The sequence below is a fragment of the Mycobacterium sp. 1164985.4 genome (assembly GCF_001668575.1).
GTDB lineage: Bacteria > Actinomycetota > Actinomycetes > Mycobacteriales > Mycobacteriaceae > Mycobacterium.
Map to the genome: position 1 here is coordinate 1 of NZ_LZMD01000102.1, position 18,427 is coordinate 18,427.

The window sequence follows — 18,427 nt, forward strand, 5'->3', positions numbered from 1 at the left end:
TCGACAAGCGTGCCCTGCCGGCGCCCGAGTACAGCGACACCGAACGCTATCGCGCCCCGGAAAGCGCGGTCGAGGAGATCCTGGCCGGCATCTACGCCGAAGTTCTCGGGCTCGAAGGGGTCGGGGTTGATGACTCGTTCTTCGCCCTGGGTGGCGACAGCATTTTGTCGATGCAGGTGGTGGCGCGGGCGCGGGCGGCGGGTCTGCTGTGTCGGCCGCGTGATGTGTTCGTCGAGCAGACCGTGGCGCGGCTGGCCCGCATGGTCGAGGTCACCGACGGTGCGGCCGGTGTGGTCGATGAGGGCCTGGGCCCGGTGGTGGCCACCCCGATCATGGGCTGGCTGGCCGGCGTGGACGGCCCGACAGCCGAGTTCAACCAGACCGTGGTGGTGCAGGCCCCGCCCGGTGCGACGCAGGCCGACGTGGCGGCGCTGCTGCAGGCGTTGCTGGATCGGCATGCCATGCTGCGCCTGCACGTCGAGGACGACGGCGCTGGAGCGTGGGCGCTGCACGTGTCCGAGCCGGGTTCGGTACAGGCCAGCGATTGCGTGCAGGTCGTCGAGGAGCTCGATGATGCGGTGGTGGTCGCGGCGCGGTCGCGGTTGGACCCGGCGGCCGGCAGGATGCTCAGCGCGGTGTGGGTCGGTTCGACGGGCCAGTTGGTATTGATCGTTCACCATGTGGCGGTTGATGGGGTGTCGTGGCGAATCCTGTTGGAAGACTTGAACATCGCTTGGGCCCAGCACCACAACGGGCAACCGATCAGTCTTCCCGCGGGTGGGACGTCGTTTGCGCGGTGGTCAGCACTGTTGGCCGAGCACGCCAACAGAGATGAGGTTGTCGCTCAGGCCGAAGTGTGGCGAAAGATTTCGACGATCCCGGCGGCGTTGCCGCCGGTGCAACCCGCCGATACGTTCGCCACCGCGGGCACCTTGTCGGTGGCGTTGGATATCGACACCACCCGGGCGTTGCTCGGTGAGGTGCCGGCGGCGTTTCACGCTGGGGTGCAGGACATTCTGGTGATCGCGTTCGGGGTGGCGCTCAGCGAGTTTCTTGGCCACCCCGCGCGGGTGGGCATCGATGTGGAGGGCCACGGCCGGCATGAGGAACTGGCTCCGGGGCTGGATTTGTCGCGCACGGTGGGCTGGTTCACCACCAAGTATCCGGTGGCATTGGGCCCCGGAAACCTTGAGTGGGCGCAGGTGATCGCCGGTGAGGCGGTATTGGGCGGGGTCATCAAGGACGCCAAGGAACAATTGCGCGCTTTGCCCGACGGGCTGACCTACGGATTGCTGCGCTATTTGAACCCCGACGTCGAGCTCGGTGGGCCCGATCCGGTGATCGGGTTCAACTATCTGGGCCGACTCGGCGCCGGGGCGGGCGCGGACGCCGAGCAGTGGTGGCGGCCCAGCGTGCAGGGCTCGGCACTGGCTGCGGTGGCGACGGCGATCGCGATGCCGTTGATGCACACCGTGGAGCTCAACGCCGCCACCGCCGACACCGCAGACGGTCCCCGGTTGCACGCCACCTGGACCTGGGCGCCTTCGGCGCTCGATGCGGCACAGGTAAACCGGTTGAGCCGATTGTGGTTTGAGGCGCTGCGCGGGATCTGCGCGCTGGTGCAAGCCGGCGGGGGCGGGTTGACCCCCACCGACATCGTCCCAGCGCGATTGAACCAATTGCAGCTCGATGAGCTGGCCCAGCAGTACCAGATCGCGGATGTGTTGCCGTTGACGCCGCTTCAGCAAGGGCTGCTCTTTCACGCCGGCACCGGCCACCGCGACGGTGGTGATGATGTGTATGCGGTCCAGCTCGAGATCGCCCTCACCGGCCCCCTGCAAGTGTCGCAGCTGCGCGATGCGGCGCACGTGGTGGTCAATCGGCATCCGCATCTGGTGGCCCGATTGTGGGACCGCTTCGACGAGCCGGTGCAGGTCATCGACGCCGAACCCGAACTGCCCTGGCACTACATCGATTTGAGCGACACCGGCGCCGATGATGTCGATGAGCGGATCAAGCGGCTGTGTGCTGATGAGCGCGCCGCGGTGGGCGATCTGAGCGGGCCGGCGTTTCGGGCGGCGCTGATGCGCACCGCGGCGGATCGGCACCGGTTCGTTCTGACCAATCACCACATCGTGATGGACGGCTGGTCGCTGCCGATCCTGCTGGGCGAGATCTTCGCCGTCTATTACGATCAGCCCCTGCCGACGCCGGTGCCCTATCGCCGGTTCGTGACGTGGTTGGCCGACCGCGACCTGCAGGCCGCCCGCACGGCCTGGGAGCAGGTGTTGGCCGGAATCGATGGCCCCACCCTGGTCGGTTCGCCCGACCGGGTGCAGCCCGGCTCGCGGGAGGTAACCACCCAACGGCTCTCGGCGCCCACCGCCGGCGCGCTGACCGCGCTGGCGCGCGCGCGGCGCACCACGGTCAACACGGTGTTGCAGGCCGCCTTCGCGCAGTTGTTGTGCTCACTGAGCGGCCAGCACGATGTGGTGTTCGGCACCGTGGTCGCCGGGCGCCCAGCCGAGCTGGCTGGCGCGGAGTCGATGGTTGGTTTGTTGATCAACACCGTGCCCGTGCGCGCGCAGCTGACCGCGACCACCACCACCATCGACCTGCTCGACCAGCTGCACGCCGCCCAACAGCGCACCCTGGAGCATCAACACCTGGCGTTGCCCGAGATCCACCGCCTCACCGGCCACGATCAGTTGTTCGACACCTTATTCGTCTACGAGAACTACCCCATCGACACCGCCGCACTTTCCGGCAACGACCAGCACCTGACCGTCACCGAATTCATCTCCCGCGAACACAACCACTACCCCCTGACCATCGCCGCCACCCCCGGCCAATACCTGAGCCTGCGCGCCGAATACGACACTGACCTATTCCAGGCAACCGATATCCAAGCCCTGCTGCAGCGTTTCGAGCGGATGGTGGCGGCGATGATCGCCGACCCGACCCGACCGTTGTCGTCGATCGATGCCCTCGATACCGCCGAACACACCCGCCTCGACGAAGTCGGCAACCGCGCGGTACTGACCAGCCCGGCACCGGCAGTGGTGTCGATCCCGGCATTGTTCGCCGCCCAGGTCGCCCGCGCGCCCGAGGCGGTGGCGATCAGCTGCGGCGGTGACTCGTTCACCTACCAAGAGCTGGACGAGGCGTCGAATCGGTTGGCGCACCTGCTAATCGGACACGGGGTCGGCCCCGGTGATCGGGTAGCGCTGCTGGCGCAGCGCTCCGCGCAGGCCATCACGGCGATGCTAGGGGTGCTCAAGACCGGGGCGGCCTACGTGCCGATCGACCCCGCCCACCCAGATACACGGATCGAATTCGTGCTCGCCGACGCCGCCCCGATCGCGGCGATCACCACCACCGAGCTGCGCTCCCGACTGGCCGGCCACGACGATCTGGCAATCATCGATCTCGACGATGCGGGCATCGAGGCCCACCCGAACACGGCGCTGACGGCACGGTCGCCGGACGATATCGCGTATGTGATTTACACCTCGGGGACCACGGGGACCCCGAAGGGGGTGGCCATAACGCACCGCAATCTCTCGTACTTGGCGAACTCCTCATCAGCGCTACTTCCGGCGCAGCAGGTCTGGACCCAATGCCACTCCTACGGCTTCGATTTCTCGGCATGGGAAATCTGGGGGGCGCTGCTCAGTGAAGGCCGACTGGTAGTGGTGCCCGAGGAAGTGGCAAGCTCGCCAGATGACTTCCACGCCTTGTTGATTGGAGAGCAGGTGACCGTATTCACGCAGACTCCGTCGGCTGCGCGGATGCTCAAGGTTGAGGGGTTGGAATCGACGGCGTTAGTGGTCGGTGGTGAAAGCTGCTCAGTGGAACTGGTGCGCCAGTGGGCGCCGGGGCGGTTGATGATCAACGCTTATGGCCCGACCGAAACCACCGTGTATGCGGCGATCAGCTCGCCCCTGGACCCCGGGTTGGATGAGGTGCCGATCGGTGCGCCAGTGGCGGGAGCGGCGTTGTTCGTTCTGGACAACTGGTTGCGCACGGTGCCGCTCGGGGTGATGGGGGAACTGTACGTAGGCGGGGCCGGGGTCGGAATCGGGTACTGGCGACGGTCGGGTTTGACGGGCTCGCGATTCGTGCCGTGCCCATTCGGCGGTCCTGGGCAGCGGATGTATCGCACGGGGGATCTGGTGCGCTGGGATGCTGATGGGCAGATGCAGTATCTCGGCCGGGCAGATGAGCAGGTCAAGATCCGCGGGTATCGGATCGAACTCGGCGAGGTGCAGGCGGCGTTGAACGCTTGCGACGGCGTCGAGCACGCGGTGGTGATCGCCCGCGAGGACCGACCGGGTGACATACGTCTGGTCGGCTACATCACCGGCACCGCCGATCCGCTCGAATTGCGCGGCGCGCTGGCTGAGCGGCTGCCCGGCTATATGGTGCCCTCGGCAGTGGTGGTGCTCGAGGCGTTGCCCTTGACGGTCAACGGCAAGATCGACATTCGCGCGTTGCCGGCACCCGAGTACACCGACACCGGTCGTTATCGCGCTCCGGCCAACCTCACCGAGGAACTTCTGGCCCACATCTACGCGGAGGTGCTCGGGTTGGAGCGCGTGGGGGTTGATGACTCTTTCTTCGACTTAGGTGGAGATTCGCTGCTCGCGATGCGGCTCGTCGCCACAATCAACAGATCGTTGAACACTTGTTTGGCGGTGCGCACCTTGCTACTGGCACCGTCGGTGCGCGCGCTCAGTGAGCAGTTTGGCCGAGAAGACAGCGTTCTCGAATTGCTGCCTATTGAGGTCTTCAAGCACGGAGACGGTGTTCCCCTCTTCTGCATCCATGAGGGTAATGGCCAGAGCTACGCGTATCGGGTCTTAAGCGATTACTTAGACTGTCCGGTCATAGGGATCAATCAGATCCCGGACGACGGTGAACCCGAACCGGCCTCAATACGGGACATGGCAAGAATTTATGCGGATCGCCTTCAAGCGCTGCACCCGGATGGGCCCTATAACCTGCTCGGATGGTCGTTCGGCGGACCGGTCGCCCACGCGCTGGCTATCGAGTTGACCCGACGTGGATGTCGTGTTCACCGGCTCGTCCTGCTCGACCCCGCACTCCGGACCAACAGCAACCAGATGGAGCAGGTCCCCGACCAGAGCGAAATACAAAGTTATGTTCTCGACCGTTTTCTGGAACCCAGCCGAATAGACATACCCGAAGGACTCAGGCCTCGTACCTATCAGCAGGCTGAGGAGTTAGTCCGCCGACGAGGAGACACCGCCGATATTGTTCTACCCCCGAAGCAGCTCTTTGATTTCGTGGTTCGAAAGCGGCTCGCAAATCAGCGGCATCTCGTGGAACATGTGCCTGATGTGTTTGATGGCGATGTGACTATCTTCGCCGCAAAGAGCGAAGATGGCGACGCTTCACATCATCAAACAGATTGGCGGCCGTATGTGGCGGGCGACCTGAGAGTACATTTTCTTGACAGTCACCACGACGAGATGATGACTACCGCATCGTTGGACCGGTATTGCCATTTACTCAAGACCTCTTTAGAGAGTCAGCCTGACACTCTGAAGAGTTATCGCGATGTCGCGGTGACCTGATTTTGATCGTCAAGCGGCACGCGAATTTGCTGCTGCCGCGTCAAACAACTGGACCGACAGAGCAAGTCTGGGGCCGCGCAAGTTCACGTTCGCACGTCTCCAGGGCCACCGACTGCAGCTGCCGTCCGATCTGACTGTCCTTTGTCTCGCCGTCCCTAGTGCCGCTCGGACGTTGACTACTCGCCCACCTACAGCGCTCCGCATGGTGGTAGAGCGCTGTAGGCGTAAGGCGACGCGCGAAAGTAGCTCGTGCTCGGTCCGTCAGAAGCTATTGCAGGTCGAGAAGGCACCTTGGATGTCTCCGAGGTACGGCTGAATCTCCGGCGCGCTCGCAACCTGTTGGGCTATCGCCTGGCGTTGACCCGGCCCAGCGGCGAGGAACTGCTGCAGCCCGGCCTTCAGAGTCGGCGCTTGATCGAATGCTGCACCAGTGGACGGGTTCTGCGCGTAGAGCGCGGACACCAATTGCGAGTAATTGCACGTTGTGTTGACAGCCGGGCCCAGGTCGGGAACTGCGGAGGCGACCCCAGCACCAGCGCCCAATGACAATGCAAGTCCGCCAATAGCAGCAGCCAGCCTGGTCAACGACAGTTCGATCATGTTCGGGTCCTCCCTGTAACTTTCTACACCGACTGTAACCGCCCGGGTCCCGTTCTAACCCAGGCATCTCTAACCATTTTCGCGCCTGCCGTTCGGAGCCTAGGTTGGCGAGCAGCGAGCACACGGGGGATATCGATGGGTCTCGCTGATTCGTTACTGCGCGAACTGGTCCCCAGGATTAGACGTCGGCCGGTCAGGTCTCCCAGGTCGTCATCCTGCACAACGGTAGGTCCTACCGCGAAAGCTGGCTGAAGAGGTTCGCGGTGACAACGTCGCGCTTAGGCAACGGGTGATGCCACAAAGCCTCCTGATCGGCGATTGGAGCAAGGCCGGAAGCAACCGATCATTCGCCCTCGTTAGCAACGGGGCTCGTCGGCGGTGACGAACAACGGCTACACGCTTCTCCGCGCCATTTCCAGCACGCACTGCACCGTTGCAAAAATGATGCAAATGGCTTCGATACATTCGGTGCCATAGGCATCGGCAAGCGCGCCTCAGCGGATTCGACTAGCACTCCATGCTCGCTCCGGCACTGGTCACGTCAAGGCCGTGAGACTCGCGCCCCTTCAGCGGCGTTCGTCGAACTGAATACGCGTTGAACATGCCAGATGGAGGGCATTGGCGCGCACGACGGTAGCTCGGAGCGGAGGTACGCCGTGTGGCGTGTGATAAGTTGCGACGACGCGTGTCAAGTCACCCGTTCCAGGGGGAGGTAAACGGTTGTTCGACGTCAACAGCACATTCGAGGTTCCAAGGGTCGAGAGTTCGAGCCGGCAAGAGATAGAGGAGCGGTTCATCATCCCTCAGCGCCCGGTGATCGTCTCTGGCGCGATGGAAGACTGGCCCGCGCTGGAGTGGACAGACGACTACCTGAGAGAAAAAGTCGGTGCCCGCACTATCAGCCCCTCGAAGGTCACTGACGCAGGCACCCATATCCCAGAGGCGAAGAACGGGGCAATCGCCACCGCCTCGGAGATGAAGTTCTCCGAATATATCGACCTGATCGCGGGCGGCACCATCTCCGATGGCCAGCTTTATGCCGTCCAGCTGCCCATCAAGACCGCTCTTCCGGAGCTCTGGTCCGATGTCCATTTCCCCCCTTTCGTCGAGGAAGACAAATTTGCCGCCGTCAACCTCTGGCTCGGCGCTGGAAACAATTTCACTGGCCTGCATTACGACTATGTCGATAATTTTCTGACGCAGATTCGCGGGCGCAAGCAGGTGCTCCTTTGCCCGCCTAGGGAGATAGCCCGCGTCTATCCGTTCCCCTTCAACTATGTGGGCAACAACATTTCACGCGTCAACGTCGCGTCGCCGGATTTGACTAAGTTCCCCGAATGGGCCGACGCCGATCGAGCTCTCGTCGAGCTTTTCCCGGGCGACATGCTCTATATTCCACTCTTTTGGTGGCATGCCGTTTGGGGCGTCGGCGAGAACATGTCGATCAACTACTGGTGGCAGTCCAGCTACGGCAACTTTCTGAAGCACCCTCGGCAAACTGTCCGTTGTTTGGGCAGCTTTGTTTTTGGCCTTCGCGGTGCTGCGGGTCAAATGGTGCAGAGCGTCGCCAGTAGCACCGGCCTTCAATCCGTCCGGGTCGGGTAGAGACCTGCCCCTATCGTCGGCTGGATCTAGACGCCTCGGTCGACCTGAGGGCGTCATAGGGATCCGCCGGTTGGTCTGGGTCGGAGGGTCTGTTAACCCCTGAGACGGGCCCGACTGGTCCCCAAACGATGAAGCGTCCGGACTCACCGGGGCGGTTCACCATGCAATGAACGTACAAGTACCGCTCTCCCGTTCTCAGATCGCTGCGGTGGTTTCCTTGCGCGCGTCCTCGAGGATTTGCTGAGGTTGATGAGATGGCTGGTGATGCGGGCCGCTGAGCGGTTCCAGTGCTCGTTGTGACGGCGAACGTGGGCCGCCTGCTATCGGCCCATCGTTACCCTGGTTTAGCTCGTCGCACGCAGTCAATATGCACAATCAGCTGTTTCTTTGAGGTGCGAACCGCGTAATGTCATCCATCGTGAACCGGTTGATCGAAACGACCAACAAGTTGGATCCCGGCGTCGTAGAAAACTGACCTACGGGCAGTAGGAGGCATACGCCGCGATGAAATTTGTGTTGGCGTGCTATGGAACTCGTGGGGATGTCGAGCCCTTCGCCGCTATAGGGCGTGAACTGCTGCGGAGAGGGCACGACGTCGACTTGGCCGTCACTCCGGACCAGGTTGGCATCGGAGACCTTGTTGGGCTTCCGGCAGTCGCGTACGGACCGGATTTCCGGATGGTGCTCGAATCGGATTTCCTGCGGAATTTGTGGAAAGACTTTCCGCGAAGCTTATTGATGATCCGGCATTTGATCGAATCTGGACGCAGAAGCCGGGAGCTGGCCGCGCAGACATGGTCAGAGATGAGCACGGTGCTCACGACCCTTGCGAACGGAGCCGACGTGCTGGTAACGGGTCTGATTTTCGAGCAGCTAGCTGCCAACGTCGCGGAGTATTACGACATACCGTTCGCCATGGTGCATGTCTTCCCAATACGGGCGAACGGCCACATGCTTCCCGTTCTCCCATCGACGCTTGGCCGCCGTGCAATGGCTGCATACGAATGGCTGAATTGGCGCGGGACGAAGGAGCTTGAGGACCAGCAGCGGCATCGGTTGGGTCTGTCGAAGGCGACAGGGCCGTTGGTGCGACGAATGAGAGACCGGGGACATCTCGAAATACAGGCCTACGACGAGTGCCTGGTTCCCGGGCTGGCGGCCGAATGGGCTAGTTCGGCCAGCCAACGGCCATTCGTCGGTGCGCTGACCTTGGAGTTGCCCACGACTGCGGATGAAGAAGTAGCTGAATGGATTGCTGCGGGGACACCCCCAATCTTCTTTGGCTTCGGCAGCATGCCGGTTGAATCTGGCGCTGACACGCTTGCCATGCTGGGTGCTGCGTGTGCGGAGCTGGGCGAACGGGCGTTGATTTGTGCTGGTTGGAGTGACTTCAGCAATGTTCCCCATCACGGGCACGTCAAGGTGGTCGATGCGGTTAACTACGGAGCAATCTTTCCCTCCTGCCGCGCGGTCGTGCACCATGGTGGCACTGGTACTTTGGCTGCGGGCTTGCGCGCCGGCGTACCGATGTTGATCCTCTGGATGCTGCCTGATCAACAGATATGGGCGGCCAGGGTCAAACGACTAAAAGTTGGTACCGCCCGGCGCTACGGCAGCACTACTCAAAAATCTCTCGTTGCTGATCTGCGCACAGTCCTCTCTCCGCGGTGCGCCACTCGAGCGCGGGAGATCGCTCGACGAATGACCAAGTCCACCGACAGCGTTGAGGCCGCCGCAGATCATCTCGAACGCGCTGCGCGCGCTAAGCGAGTCGACGGATCCGGCGACATCGGCCCGATCGCAGGATGAGATCGGGCGCGAGCAGAAATTGATCCTTGGCGCAGAGGCGCGAATCTACGGGCGACTGGCTAGAAGTTTGGGATGGAAGCGCCGCAGAGAGCGCAGCAATCGCGGAATTCCTCGCAGACCAATCACACTGAGGCTGTTGCCGGTTCGACCACCTGCGCCGTCGATGATTCGGCGGTGCGGAGGAGAAATGCGGTTCTAAGCTAGCTCTTATGCTCGGTCGGATGCCTGATGTGCCCGGGCCGAGTCTAGGCCCATGTCCCCTTGCGTCCGTGAGCCATCGCAAGGGATTCGATGGCCAGCCTCTCGATGGGCGGAAACGCGAGTCGGGAGAACTTGCGGAAGCGATGGAAGTCATCGACCACTTTTCTGAAGCCATCTTCGCTCGCCCGATACGCTTCGAAGACGCGATCCAGAGCCGGTTCGTCAATGTCTTCTCCCTGCGCCGCCGCTCTGAGCGCTTCGTATATGGTTGAAAACCACTCTGTGCCAAAGGGTTCGGTTATTGGTCCGCAATGTCGCTGGTGGCGAAAATCCCTCTCGAGAAACTGGTCAATCGCTTCCTCATCCCGAATGTTGAGATCGATCGCGAGCGACGTGGAAATCCGCTTTGCTTCCCTGCGCCAGTCATCAAGGAGGTTGGAATACTCGACGAAGACACGCGGCACGCCGCGGGTGGCACGCTCGGACAGCAGGTTGTACTTGAGCCATAACGCACCCGAGAACTCCGGCGAGGCGTGCAGGAATCTTCCCATCGAAGCCGTGACTTCCTCTGGGTGACGGATAGCAATCACGGTCATGACGTTAAATCCCGCCTGACGCGCTGCCTCAAACCACATGGCGGACAGCACCGTTATTTGTGGATCCTTAATGACCACCAGCGGCGCGTCCGGCAGGGTGGCGAGATACGCCTTAATCTTGCCGATGCAGACCGCCTCTCGTTTGTTATCGAACGCAGCTTCGTCGTCCAGGCGCAACGATGGATCAACGCCAATTCTGCCGAGGCGGCGCAAAATGGATTTGTTGAGAACGACGGCTGCGCGCGGCTCCCAATAGCCACGCGGATTGGACCGATTCGCGCCAAGCATTCCGGCGGGTAGCGCACCACCACATAAAGAGAGAAGGCGCGTGAGCGCCGCCGTCCCTGACCGAGCCATCCCCAACACGAATAGAATCGCGTGGTCCCCGGTTTCAGCCTCTACGCCGGTGGCGGTTTCCCCCATAGCGGTCAGAGTAAGGGACGGCCCTGCCAGTGCGCTGGCGGTTTCGCGACCCTGATCGCCTAGGCGGGATCGCAATGCCTGATCAAGGCTAAAGATTCAGCTTGTTGCTACGCCCTCAGATAGCTTCTGCCAAGCCCCGTCGGTTTCTCGATGCCTGAGTCCGCTGGCTGCCTTCGACGCGGCCACCAGAACGGAATATCGCAATGTTCTGGGACTTTGCCGGCTCGGCTGTGATAATGCCGTTGTCCGAGGGCGTCCTTCGTGGCAACGACCGAGGTGGTGATCTTGAGCGAGACCCGCACCGTTAGTGCCGCCGGAGGGCTGAACGATCGGCGATCGGCACCGACTCGGTTTCGCCCGGACATCGAAGGCCTGCGCGCTGTCGCGGTGTTGGCGGTTGTGCTTTTTCACGCCGGCGTGCCTGGTGTGGGCGGTGGCTACATCGGCGTGGACGTGTTTTTCGTTATCTCCGGTTTTCTCATCACCGGACTGCTTTGGCGGGAAGTGAGCACGACCGGCACCGTTCGGCTGCGCCGTTTCTACGGGGCGAGGGCTCGGCGACTGCTTCCGGCCTCAGCTGCGGTAGGTGTCGCGACCGCGATCGTCTCGGCTGTCCTGTTACCTCCGCTGCAGGTCCAAGGCACTATGAGTGATGGCATCGCCAGCGCGCTGTATGTCAGCAACTACTGGTTCGCTCTGAAACTGCAGAATTATTTCGACGCCCACTTGCCGCCGTCTCCCTTTATGCATTACTGGTCCTTGGGCGTCGAGGAGCAGTTCTATCTCGTATGGCCTGCCTTGATCATCGGTACGGCGTGGCTGATCCGAGGTATGCGTCGGCGGTCCAGGACTGAGGCCATATCGTCGAAAACCCCCTTTGTGGTGGTCCTTGCACTGGTCGGGACTGTGTCGTTTGTCTTGTCGTTGGCGGTCACTTACGTCATGCCAACTGTGGCATTTTTTTCGCTGCCCACGCGTGCTTGGCAATTGGCGGTCGGTGGCCTCGTGGCCCTCACAGCCGCCCAGTGGCGGCGACTTCCGGCAATAGCTGCCGCGATCACGGGGTGGGCAGGGCTGGCCTTGACCCTGTTGGCCTGCAGTCTGTTGAGCGCGACGACGCCGTATCCAGGTACGGCAGCGCTGTTGCCTGTGCTGGGTACGGTGATGGTGATCGGCGCTGGCTGTGCCGCACCTTCTCGAGGGTGTGGACGAATCCTGACGACAGCACCGATGCGTGCGGTCGGCCGGGCGTCGTATTCGTGGTATCTGTGGCACTGGCCGGTGATGTTGCTAGTACCGACATTCGTAGGCCACCCGTTGGGGCTGCCGGGAAGGATGGCCGCTGTCCTGTTCTCCGGCGTGCTAGCGGTGCTGACATTGCATTTCATCGAAAACCCACTAAGGTTCGCCGCTCCCCTACGCCGGTCTGCTCTCGGCAGTCTCGCGCTTGGTGGTGCGGCCACTGCGGTAGCCGTCATCGTGTGCTTGGCGCTACTGGCCCGGGCACCTCTACCGGTCGGCCATGGGACGCCGGCTCCGCCGCTGACCGTTACTGCGGCACTTCCCGCCGAGGACCGCAACATCGCCGCATACGACGTCGCGGTGCAGGGCACGTTCGCGCAGGTGCAGGCAGCGGTCGCGGCATCCGCCCGTCTAAAAGCCGTGCCGTCGAACCTCAGGCCGTCGCTTGCCGATGCCCCAGCGGACCTCAAAGCCATGACATTCAATGGCTGCATGCGTACGCCCACTCAAAGCGGACAGCCTGAATGCGCGACGGGCGATACGGCCTCCGCGACGACGGTTGCACTGGTCGGCGACTCGCATGCTGCGATGTGGAATCCGGCGTTCCAGCAGGTCGCCGTCGAGCGGCACTGGCGGCTGGAGACGCTGAGCAAGGGTGCCTGCCCTCTGATGGACGTGCCCATCACTAAAATCTTCCACGGCCTGGCTGAATTCTTTGGACACTGCGAGCAGTGGCGCCGTGAGATCATCGCCCGGTTCCGGGCCGAGCGTCCGCGGCTGATCGTGGTGGGCCTTTGGCGGCAGTACAGCGCCAGCAGCAGCAACAATTGGATGTCCGGTTTCACGTCATACGATTCGAGATGGCTCGCGAGCCTGACCAGGCTAGTTCGGGAGCTGCGCGCCACTGGTGCGAACGTGTTGGTGCTCGGGCCGACACCAAACCCGCACACTTACGTGCCGATTTGCCTGTCCGGACATCTCGATGACGCGACGCTTTGCACACCGCAAAGGTCGACTGCGGTCAACCAAGACGGCATCTCGGCTGAATCGGCCGCGACTGAAGCCGGTGGCGGACGTTACGCCGACCTAACCCCGCTCTTCTGCAGCGCAGACCGCTGCCCCGTCATCGTGGGGAACACACTCGTGTACTGCGACGAAAGTCATTTGACAGCTGAGTATTCCCGGCTGATGGCCCCGGTTATCGGGGCACTGGCCGACCGCGCGCTCGCCGGCGGTTGACATGCCGCAATTATGAACACCTACCAGCAGCAAGGACTCGTTGCCGGATTCACGGGATCAGTCGCCGCCTGGGACTCAGCAACGCCGACAATCCTCGGGAAGGCTGCCGGGTCTCGGCTATCCGCTTTTGTCGAGGTTTCCCGAAAACGGGGGAAGGGCCAGGCATTCGACGGCCTATACGCAAATCGTCAGTCGGCGAAATGGGCCTGATTTACGTGCTCCGCTGTTCTCAAAGCGTTGGCCGCAATCGTTAAACTGGGATTAATGCCGGTGCTGGATGGGAAGAACGAGGCATCCACCACGTAGAGGTTGTCCAGTTCGTGCGCCCGGTTATGTGGGTCCAGCACACTAGTTTTCGGATCGATGCCGAAGCGGCACGTACCGCAGGCGTGGCTGAGGACCGCGTTGCTTGTGGCCCCTCGCAGAGTAAGGTTACGTAACGGCTCGAACACCTCCTTCAAGTGGCGCAAAAACGTTGTGCGGCGTTCGATCTCGCCGGGGTGAAGCCGATACTGAAGTCGCAGTTGCTGGCGGCCCGCCGGGCTTGGCAGCACGCGGTTGTCGAGATAGGGCAAATCCTCCAAGATTGCTGGCCATTGCAGCGCGCCTTCGAAGAATCGCTCGTAGATCGGGCGCGCCGCCGGGGAAATCAGGCGCATCACCTTGAACTGCCAGCCGGGGTGGTTGATCAGAGCTTCGATGGGGGCCAACGGGCCACCTGACTGCACGGTTCCATATTTCTCTCCGTCCAAGAGATAAAAATCGTTTAGTCCGATCTGCCTATTGTCGCCCGTGAGCTCGGAGCCCGGCTGGGGCCAGATCACGATGAAGTCAATTAAGTGACGCATCAGGTTGCGCCCCACCAAATCTGATCCGTTGGCCAACCCGCGCGGCCAGTCGCCCGACCGGGAATTGAGCAACAGCATCGGGGTGAACAGCGCGCCAGCGGCCAGTACCACTACCTTCCCCCTGAACGTCAGCTGTCGGGTGCGATGCTGACAGATCACCTGTCGAACCTGCCTACCGTCGGCGTCCAGGCGGACTACCCGACATTCCGTCAGCAGGTGGGCGCCATGTTCAGTAGTGGCTGGCAGCAGGAAGTTGCGGGCAGCTTCGTTCTTGCACGAGCGACCGCAGAGATAACCGTTGCAGTCACTACATCCGTCGATGTGATCGCAAGCCATCGGCAGGTGATAGGGATGGAGTCCCCGACCCGACAGATAGTCGACCAGCCGCTGACTAGATGCCGAGAAGGGCGGAGCCGCAGGCAGTCCCACATCGGTCGCTTCCGGACGCAGCGGATCGGGCTGCCCGTGAACCCTCAGGAGTCTTTCAGCCGCTGCGTACCAGGGACGCATCTCGTCGTAGGTGATTGGCCAGGCATCCGGCACGGTCGAATCGCGCGGGTTACGGAAGTGTTGGCGAGGAGTGAAATCCTGCGTGAAGAATCGCTCGCAGACCATGCCGTAGAGCGCGGACGAGCCCCCAGTCCCACTCCCGGTTCCCGGTAGATACCGCCGTGGGGTGCGTCCACTGAGGTCTTCGACATCATCGGTCGTGCGTCCGGCCCGGGCCAAGGTGTCGTGGTAGGCGTTTGCGGATCGGCACGCGAGAGGTTCGGCCACTTCTGGGATTGAAGAGCGGATCGTTCCCGGAACCCCGGGCAATGTAGAGCGGCCCTTTTCAAGGAATAGCACCCTGCGGCCCGATTGGGCCAATGCATGGCCTAGCGGTCCGCCGCCCATGCCGCTGCCCACAACAATTACGTCCCACGTAATGTCCTCCGCCTCATGCGGATTTAGCTTCTCGCTCAAATTGAGATCCTCCCAGACCATGGTCTAAAGCGGCGGTTTGAGCGGAACAGACCATACCATCCGCTGCTAACTGGGGGACCAAGATACTTCGGGGCTATGGCAGACCAGCTGCGAAAAGTTCCATTGGGCACGACAGCTGTGTTTCAGCGTGCTCCACATCGCTTTGCACTCGTGCCTGAAAGGTCACCATCGGGTTTGAATTGACATGCAAGTTTTTATGCCTGCTGTGACTCTTCTGGCATTCGGCCGCAGAACACGCACATGAAATGCGAGGATAGCGTTCGAAATGAAGTTCCTGATGGCGACCAACTGGACACGTGGCGATGTCGAGCCCTTCGCTGCTGTTGGACGTGAACTGCTGAGCCGCGGGCACGAGGTATTGCTTGCCATCCCGCCTGACCTTCGGGGCTTCGTCGAGGCGGCCGGGTTGCCGGCAGTCGCTTGCGGGGCGGAAACGCAGGCCGTGATTGAAGCGACCTGGAAATTTAACCGCAGTTTCCGCAGTCCATGGCAAATCCAGGAAATCATCAGATCGGGGCGTGAATATGACGAACTGCTCTTCGAGAGCTGGCACGAGACCGCCACAACGCTGGCATCGATCGTGGACGGGGCGGACCTCCTGGTCACCCGTGGTGGCTACCCGTCCGCAGTCAACGTAGCGGAGGCGTACCGCATTCCGTTGGCCACTCTTTACACCTTCCCGTTACGACCCAACGGCCGGCTCTTTCCCCTTCTGCCAACGCCTGTGGCCCGCTCCGCGATGCAGGCTTACGAGTGGCTGTATTGGTGGCGGGCGCTGAAGAAGTTTGACGATGCACAGCGTCGCCTACTGGCCCTGCCTAGGGCGACCGCTCCCGCGCCGCAACGGATCGCTGCGCTGGAGATCCAGTCCTACGATGAAGTTTGCTTTCCCGGGCTGGCTGCGGAATGGAACGACCAGCGACCCTTCGTCGGCGCTCTGACTATGGACCTCCCAACGGAGTCCGACGAAGAAGTCATGTCATGGATTGCAGAGGGAACACCGCCGATTTTTTTCGGCTTCGGCAGTTCGCCGGTCGAATCTCCCGCCGAAACGCTCGCCATGATCGGTGCGGCCTGCGCGCGGCTTGGTGAGCGCGCGTTGGTTTGCTCACCTAACACCGACCTCGGCGACGCTCCAAATTTCGAGCACGTCAAGGTGGTGCGCGCGATGAACTATACGGCCGCTTTCCCAGCCTGTCGCGCGGTTGTGCACCACGGTGGCACTGGAACCACCGCTGCAGGCCTTCGAGCGGGCGTACCCACACTAATCCTATGGATAGCGGACACCCAACGGTACATGGGTGCTGCAGTCAAGCGGTTGAAAGTGGGCACTGCCCGAAGCTTTTCGAATGCAACTGAGAAATCATTGGTTGCCGATCTGCGCAAGATACTTGCTACGCACTACGTCACCAGGGCTCGCGAGATCGCCACACGGATGACCAAGCCCGCCGAGAGCAGTGCCGCCGCAGCGGATCTCTTGGAAAGCTATGCCCTCGTTCAGCGCGTTGAATCATCGGCGAAGGGCCGCCCGGCGGAATGATCTGCGCGGGGCCAAGTTGCGGGAATTGCGCTGCAGATCATGGCTACTGGAGGAGCGACCCATCAATCGCGCCCGACACGCATTGATGAAGACCTGTCGAGAACATCGCGTGGGCCACCCATCGGTCGTCCGGTGGTTCCCCACCACCGCCTCCGCAATCCAACGACCGTTCATCCGCTGGAGACGAAAAACGTTCTACGCCAACACCAGACCGACCAAACCTCGGTCGATATCCCCTAGTCCGAACTCGGTATATTAAGAGCGGTTCAGTCTTTTGAAGACCCATTCATCGGCCTGGCGCCGCCGGACTGTGCATTAGACGATATGGACCCGTGGTACGTACACAATCCATCGGCCACCGGCCTCGTTGAACAAACGTTCGTTGGCCATGATCTCCTCGGCGTGGTTCCAAGCGAACAGCAACGCGTAATCAGGGTAGGAGTGGCTGAAGATTTCGGGTGGACACACCGGGATTCTCGAACCCGGAGTGAGACGGCCCTGCTTCTCCGGGGTCGAATCACATACCACTGGAAGCAGGTCCGGTCCGATCTGGCAATAGTTCAGCACTGTGGCGCTCCTGGACGTGGCCCCGTATCCGACCACCCGTCGGCCTTCGGAACGCAATTCGCGGAGGAGGGCGACGAGCTCTGTACGGATCTGGTCGACAGCAGCCGAGAACTGTCTGAACGTCGCTTCTTCGGCAATCCCTTCGACTTTCTCTCGCGCTAGAAATGTAGCGACGGTGGGGGCTGGCTCACGGGCACCGGCACGGGCCACCGTATAGCGGATCGAACCGCCATGTAGCGCAAGGTGTTTGACATCGACCAACTCGAAAGCGAAACGAGCTGCCGTTGCCTGCACCGAGCGCACCGAGAAGAGATAGATGTGTTCGTCGTAGATTTGGTCGAAGTAGACGTGCTTCAGGATGTCGCCGAGCCAGCGATCCTCGAATACGAACACCCCGTCCGGCGCGAGCAACAAGTCGATGCCGCGGAAAATCGAGTCGAGGTACGAAATGTGACTGATCGTGTTCGCGGAGAAGATCAGATGCGCCGGCCCATGATCGGCCCTAATTTCGGCGGCAGTCATCTCGTTGAAGAAATCGGTCCGCACGTTGACACCATATGACTCGGCCACGTCGGCTGCGCCGGCAGCGGGGTCCACTCCAAGATGTCGGATTCCGGCTTTGCTGAGCGTCTTCAGCATGACGCCATCATTGCTGCCGATCTCAACGACGAATCCGTCTTTACGGCGTTGAAACGTCTGGACGATGTGCTGGGCGACGTCTTCAAAATGCCGACGTACCAACAGAGAACCGGATGCACGATACGGATAGTCCGACCGGAACATATCCTTTGGTGGCACCTCGTGAAGCTGCTGCACCATGGTGCAGGTTGTACACAGGCCGACCGCAAGTCGGAAGAACGGCACTTTGTCGGCTTCCTCGGCTCTGACAAAAGCGTTCGACACAGGCTGGCGACCGAAGTCGAGGACCTCACGCAGGCCACCACCGCATAGGCGGCAGCTATGTTGGGCTCCCAGTAGAGGCTCGGGTTCCATATATACCGATGTCCGTTCTATAGGGGTGTTCTGTTCGAAAGTCTATTTTCATCATTACTTCGAGAGGATGTATTCGCGAGATTTGGTGGAGCCCTGAACCATAGCCTTCGAAGCACCGAGTCAGGCGACCGGAGCCATCCCGGTGAACCGGTCAGATCCTGGCGTTCCAGACGACCG

At 61.7% G+C, this 18,427-nt stretch carries 9 protein-coding genes; 5 read left to right on the forward strand and 4 right to left on the reverse strand.

The window, feature by feature from the left end:
- A partial coding sequence (locus A5650_RS22985; protein ID WP_156744296.1) for a non-ribosomal peptide synthetase occupies positions 1 to 5,600 on the forward strand: 5,600 nt, incomplete at its 5' end.
- A 261-nt stretch (positions 5,601 to 5,861) separates the two neighbouring features.
- Here the strand turns inward: A5650_RS22985 and A5650_RS22990 are convergent.
- The gene (locus A5650_RS22990; protein WP_067297366.1) at positions 5,862 to 6,200 is read right to left on the reverse strand and encodes a hemophore-related protein; all 339 of its coding nucleotides are present in this window, start codon (positions 6,198 to 6,200) and stop codon (positions 5,862 to 5,864) included.
- A 720-nt stretch (positions 6,201 to 6,920) separates the two neighbouring features.
- On the opposite strand from A5650_RS22990, the gene A5650_RS22995 reads away from it, so the two are divergent.
- On the forward strand, positions 6,921 to 7,805 hold the full coding sequence (locus tag A5650_RS22995; protein WP_067297368.1) for a cupin-like domain-containing protein: 885 nt from the start codon (positions 6,921 to 6,923) through the stop codon (positions 7,803 to 7,805).
- A 504-nt stretch (positions 7,806 to 8,309) separates the two neighbouring features.
- Complete coding sequence (locus tag A5650_RS23000; protein ID WP_067297371.1) at positions 8,310 to 9,614, forward strand: glycosyltransferase; 1,305 nt, start codon at positions 8,310 to 8,312, stop codon at positions 9,612 to 9,614.
- Positions 9,615 to 9,859: 245 nt separating this feature from the next.
- Here A5650_RS23000 and A5650_RS23005 read toward each other — a convergent pair whose 3' ends face one another.
- Positions 9,860 to 10,834: a sulfotransferase family protein gene (locus A5650_RS23005; protein WP_067297374.1), complete on the reverse strand. Its 975-nt coding sequence runs from the start codon at positions 10,832 to 10,834 to the stop codon at positions 9,860 to 9,862.
- Positions 10,835 to 11,095: 261 nt separating this feature from the next.
- Between A5650_RS23005 and A5650_RS23010 the strand changes: the two genes are divergently transcribed.
- Positions 11,096 to 13,315, forward strand: coding sequence for an acyltransferase family protein (locus A5650_RS23010; protein ID WP_067297377.1), 2,220 nt, complete (start codon positions 11,096 to 11,098; stop codon positions 13,313 to 13,315).
- A gap of 188 nt (positions 13,316 to 13,503) precedes the next feature.
- Here A5650_RS23010 and A5650_RS23015 read toward each other — a convergent pair whose 3' ends face one another.
- Complete coding sequence (locus A5650_RS23015; protein WP_502687098.1) at positions 13,504 to 15,060, reverse strand: GMC oxidoreductase; 1,557 nt, start codon at positions 15,058 to 15,060, stop codon at positions 13,504 to 13,506.
- A gap of 355 nt (positions 15,061 to 15,415) precedes the next feature.
- Here A5650_RS23015 and A5650_RS23020 point away from each other — a divergent pair, with 355 nt between their 5' ends.
- Positions 15,416 to 16,690 carry a glycosyltransferase gene (locus A5650_RS23020; protein ID WP_067297383.1) on the forward strand — a complete coding sequence of 425 codons (1,275 nt, stop codon included), beginning with the start codon at positions 15,416 to 15,418 and terminating at the stop codon, positions 16,688 to 16,690.
- Between the two features lie 315 nt (positions 16,691 to 17,005).
- On the opposite strand, the gene A5650_RS23025 is transcribed toward A5650_RS23020, so the two are convergent.
- Positions 17,006 to 18,250, reverse strand: coding sequence for a class I SAM-dependent methyltransferase (locus A5650_RS23025; RefSeq protein WP_067297386.1), 1,245 nt, complete (start codon positions 18,248 to 18,250; stop codon positions 17,006 to 17,008).
- Between the last annotated feature and the right edge of the window lie 177 nt (positions 18,251 to 18,427).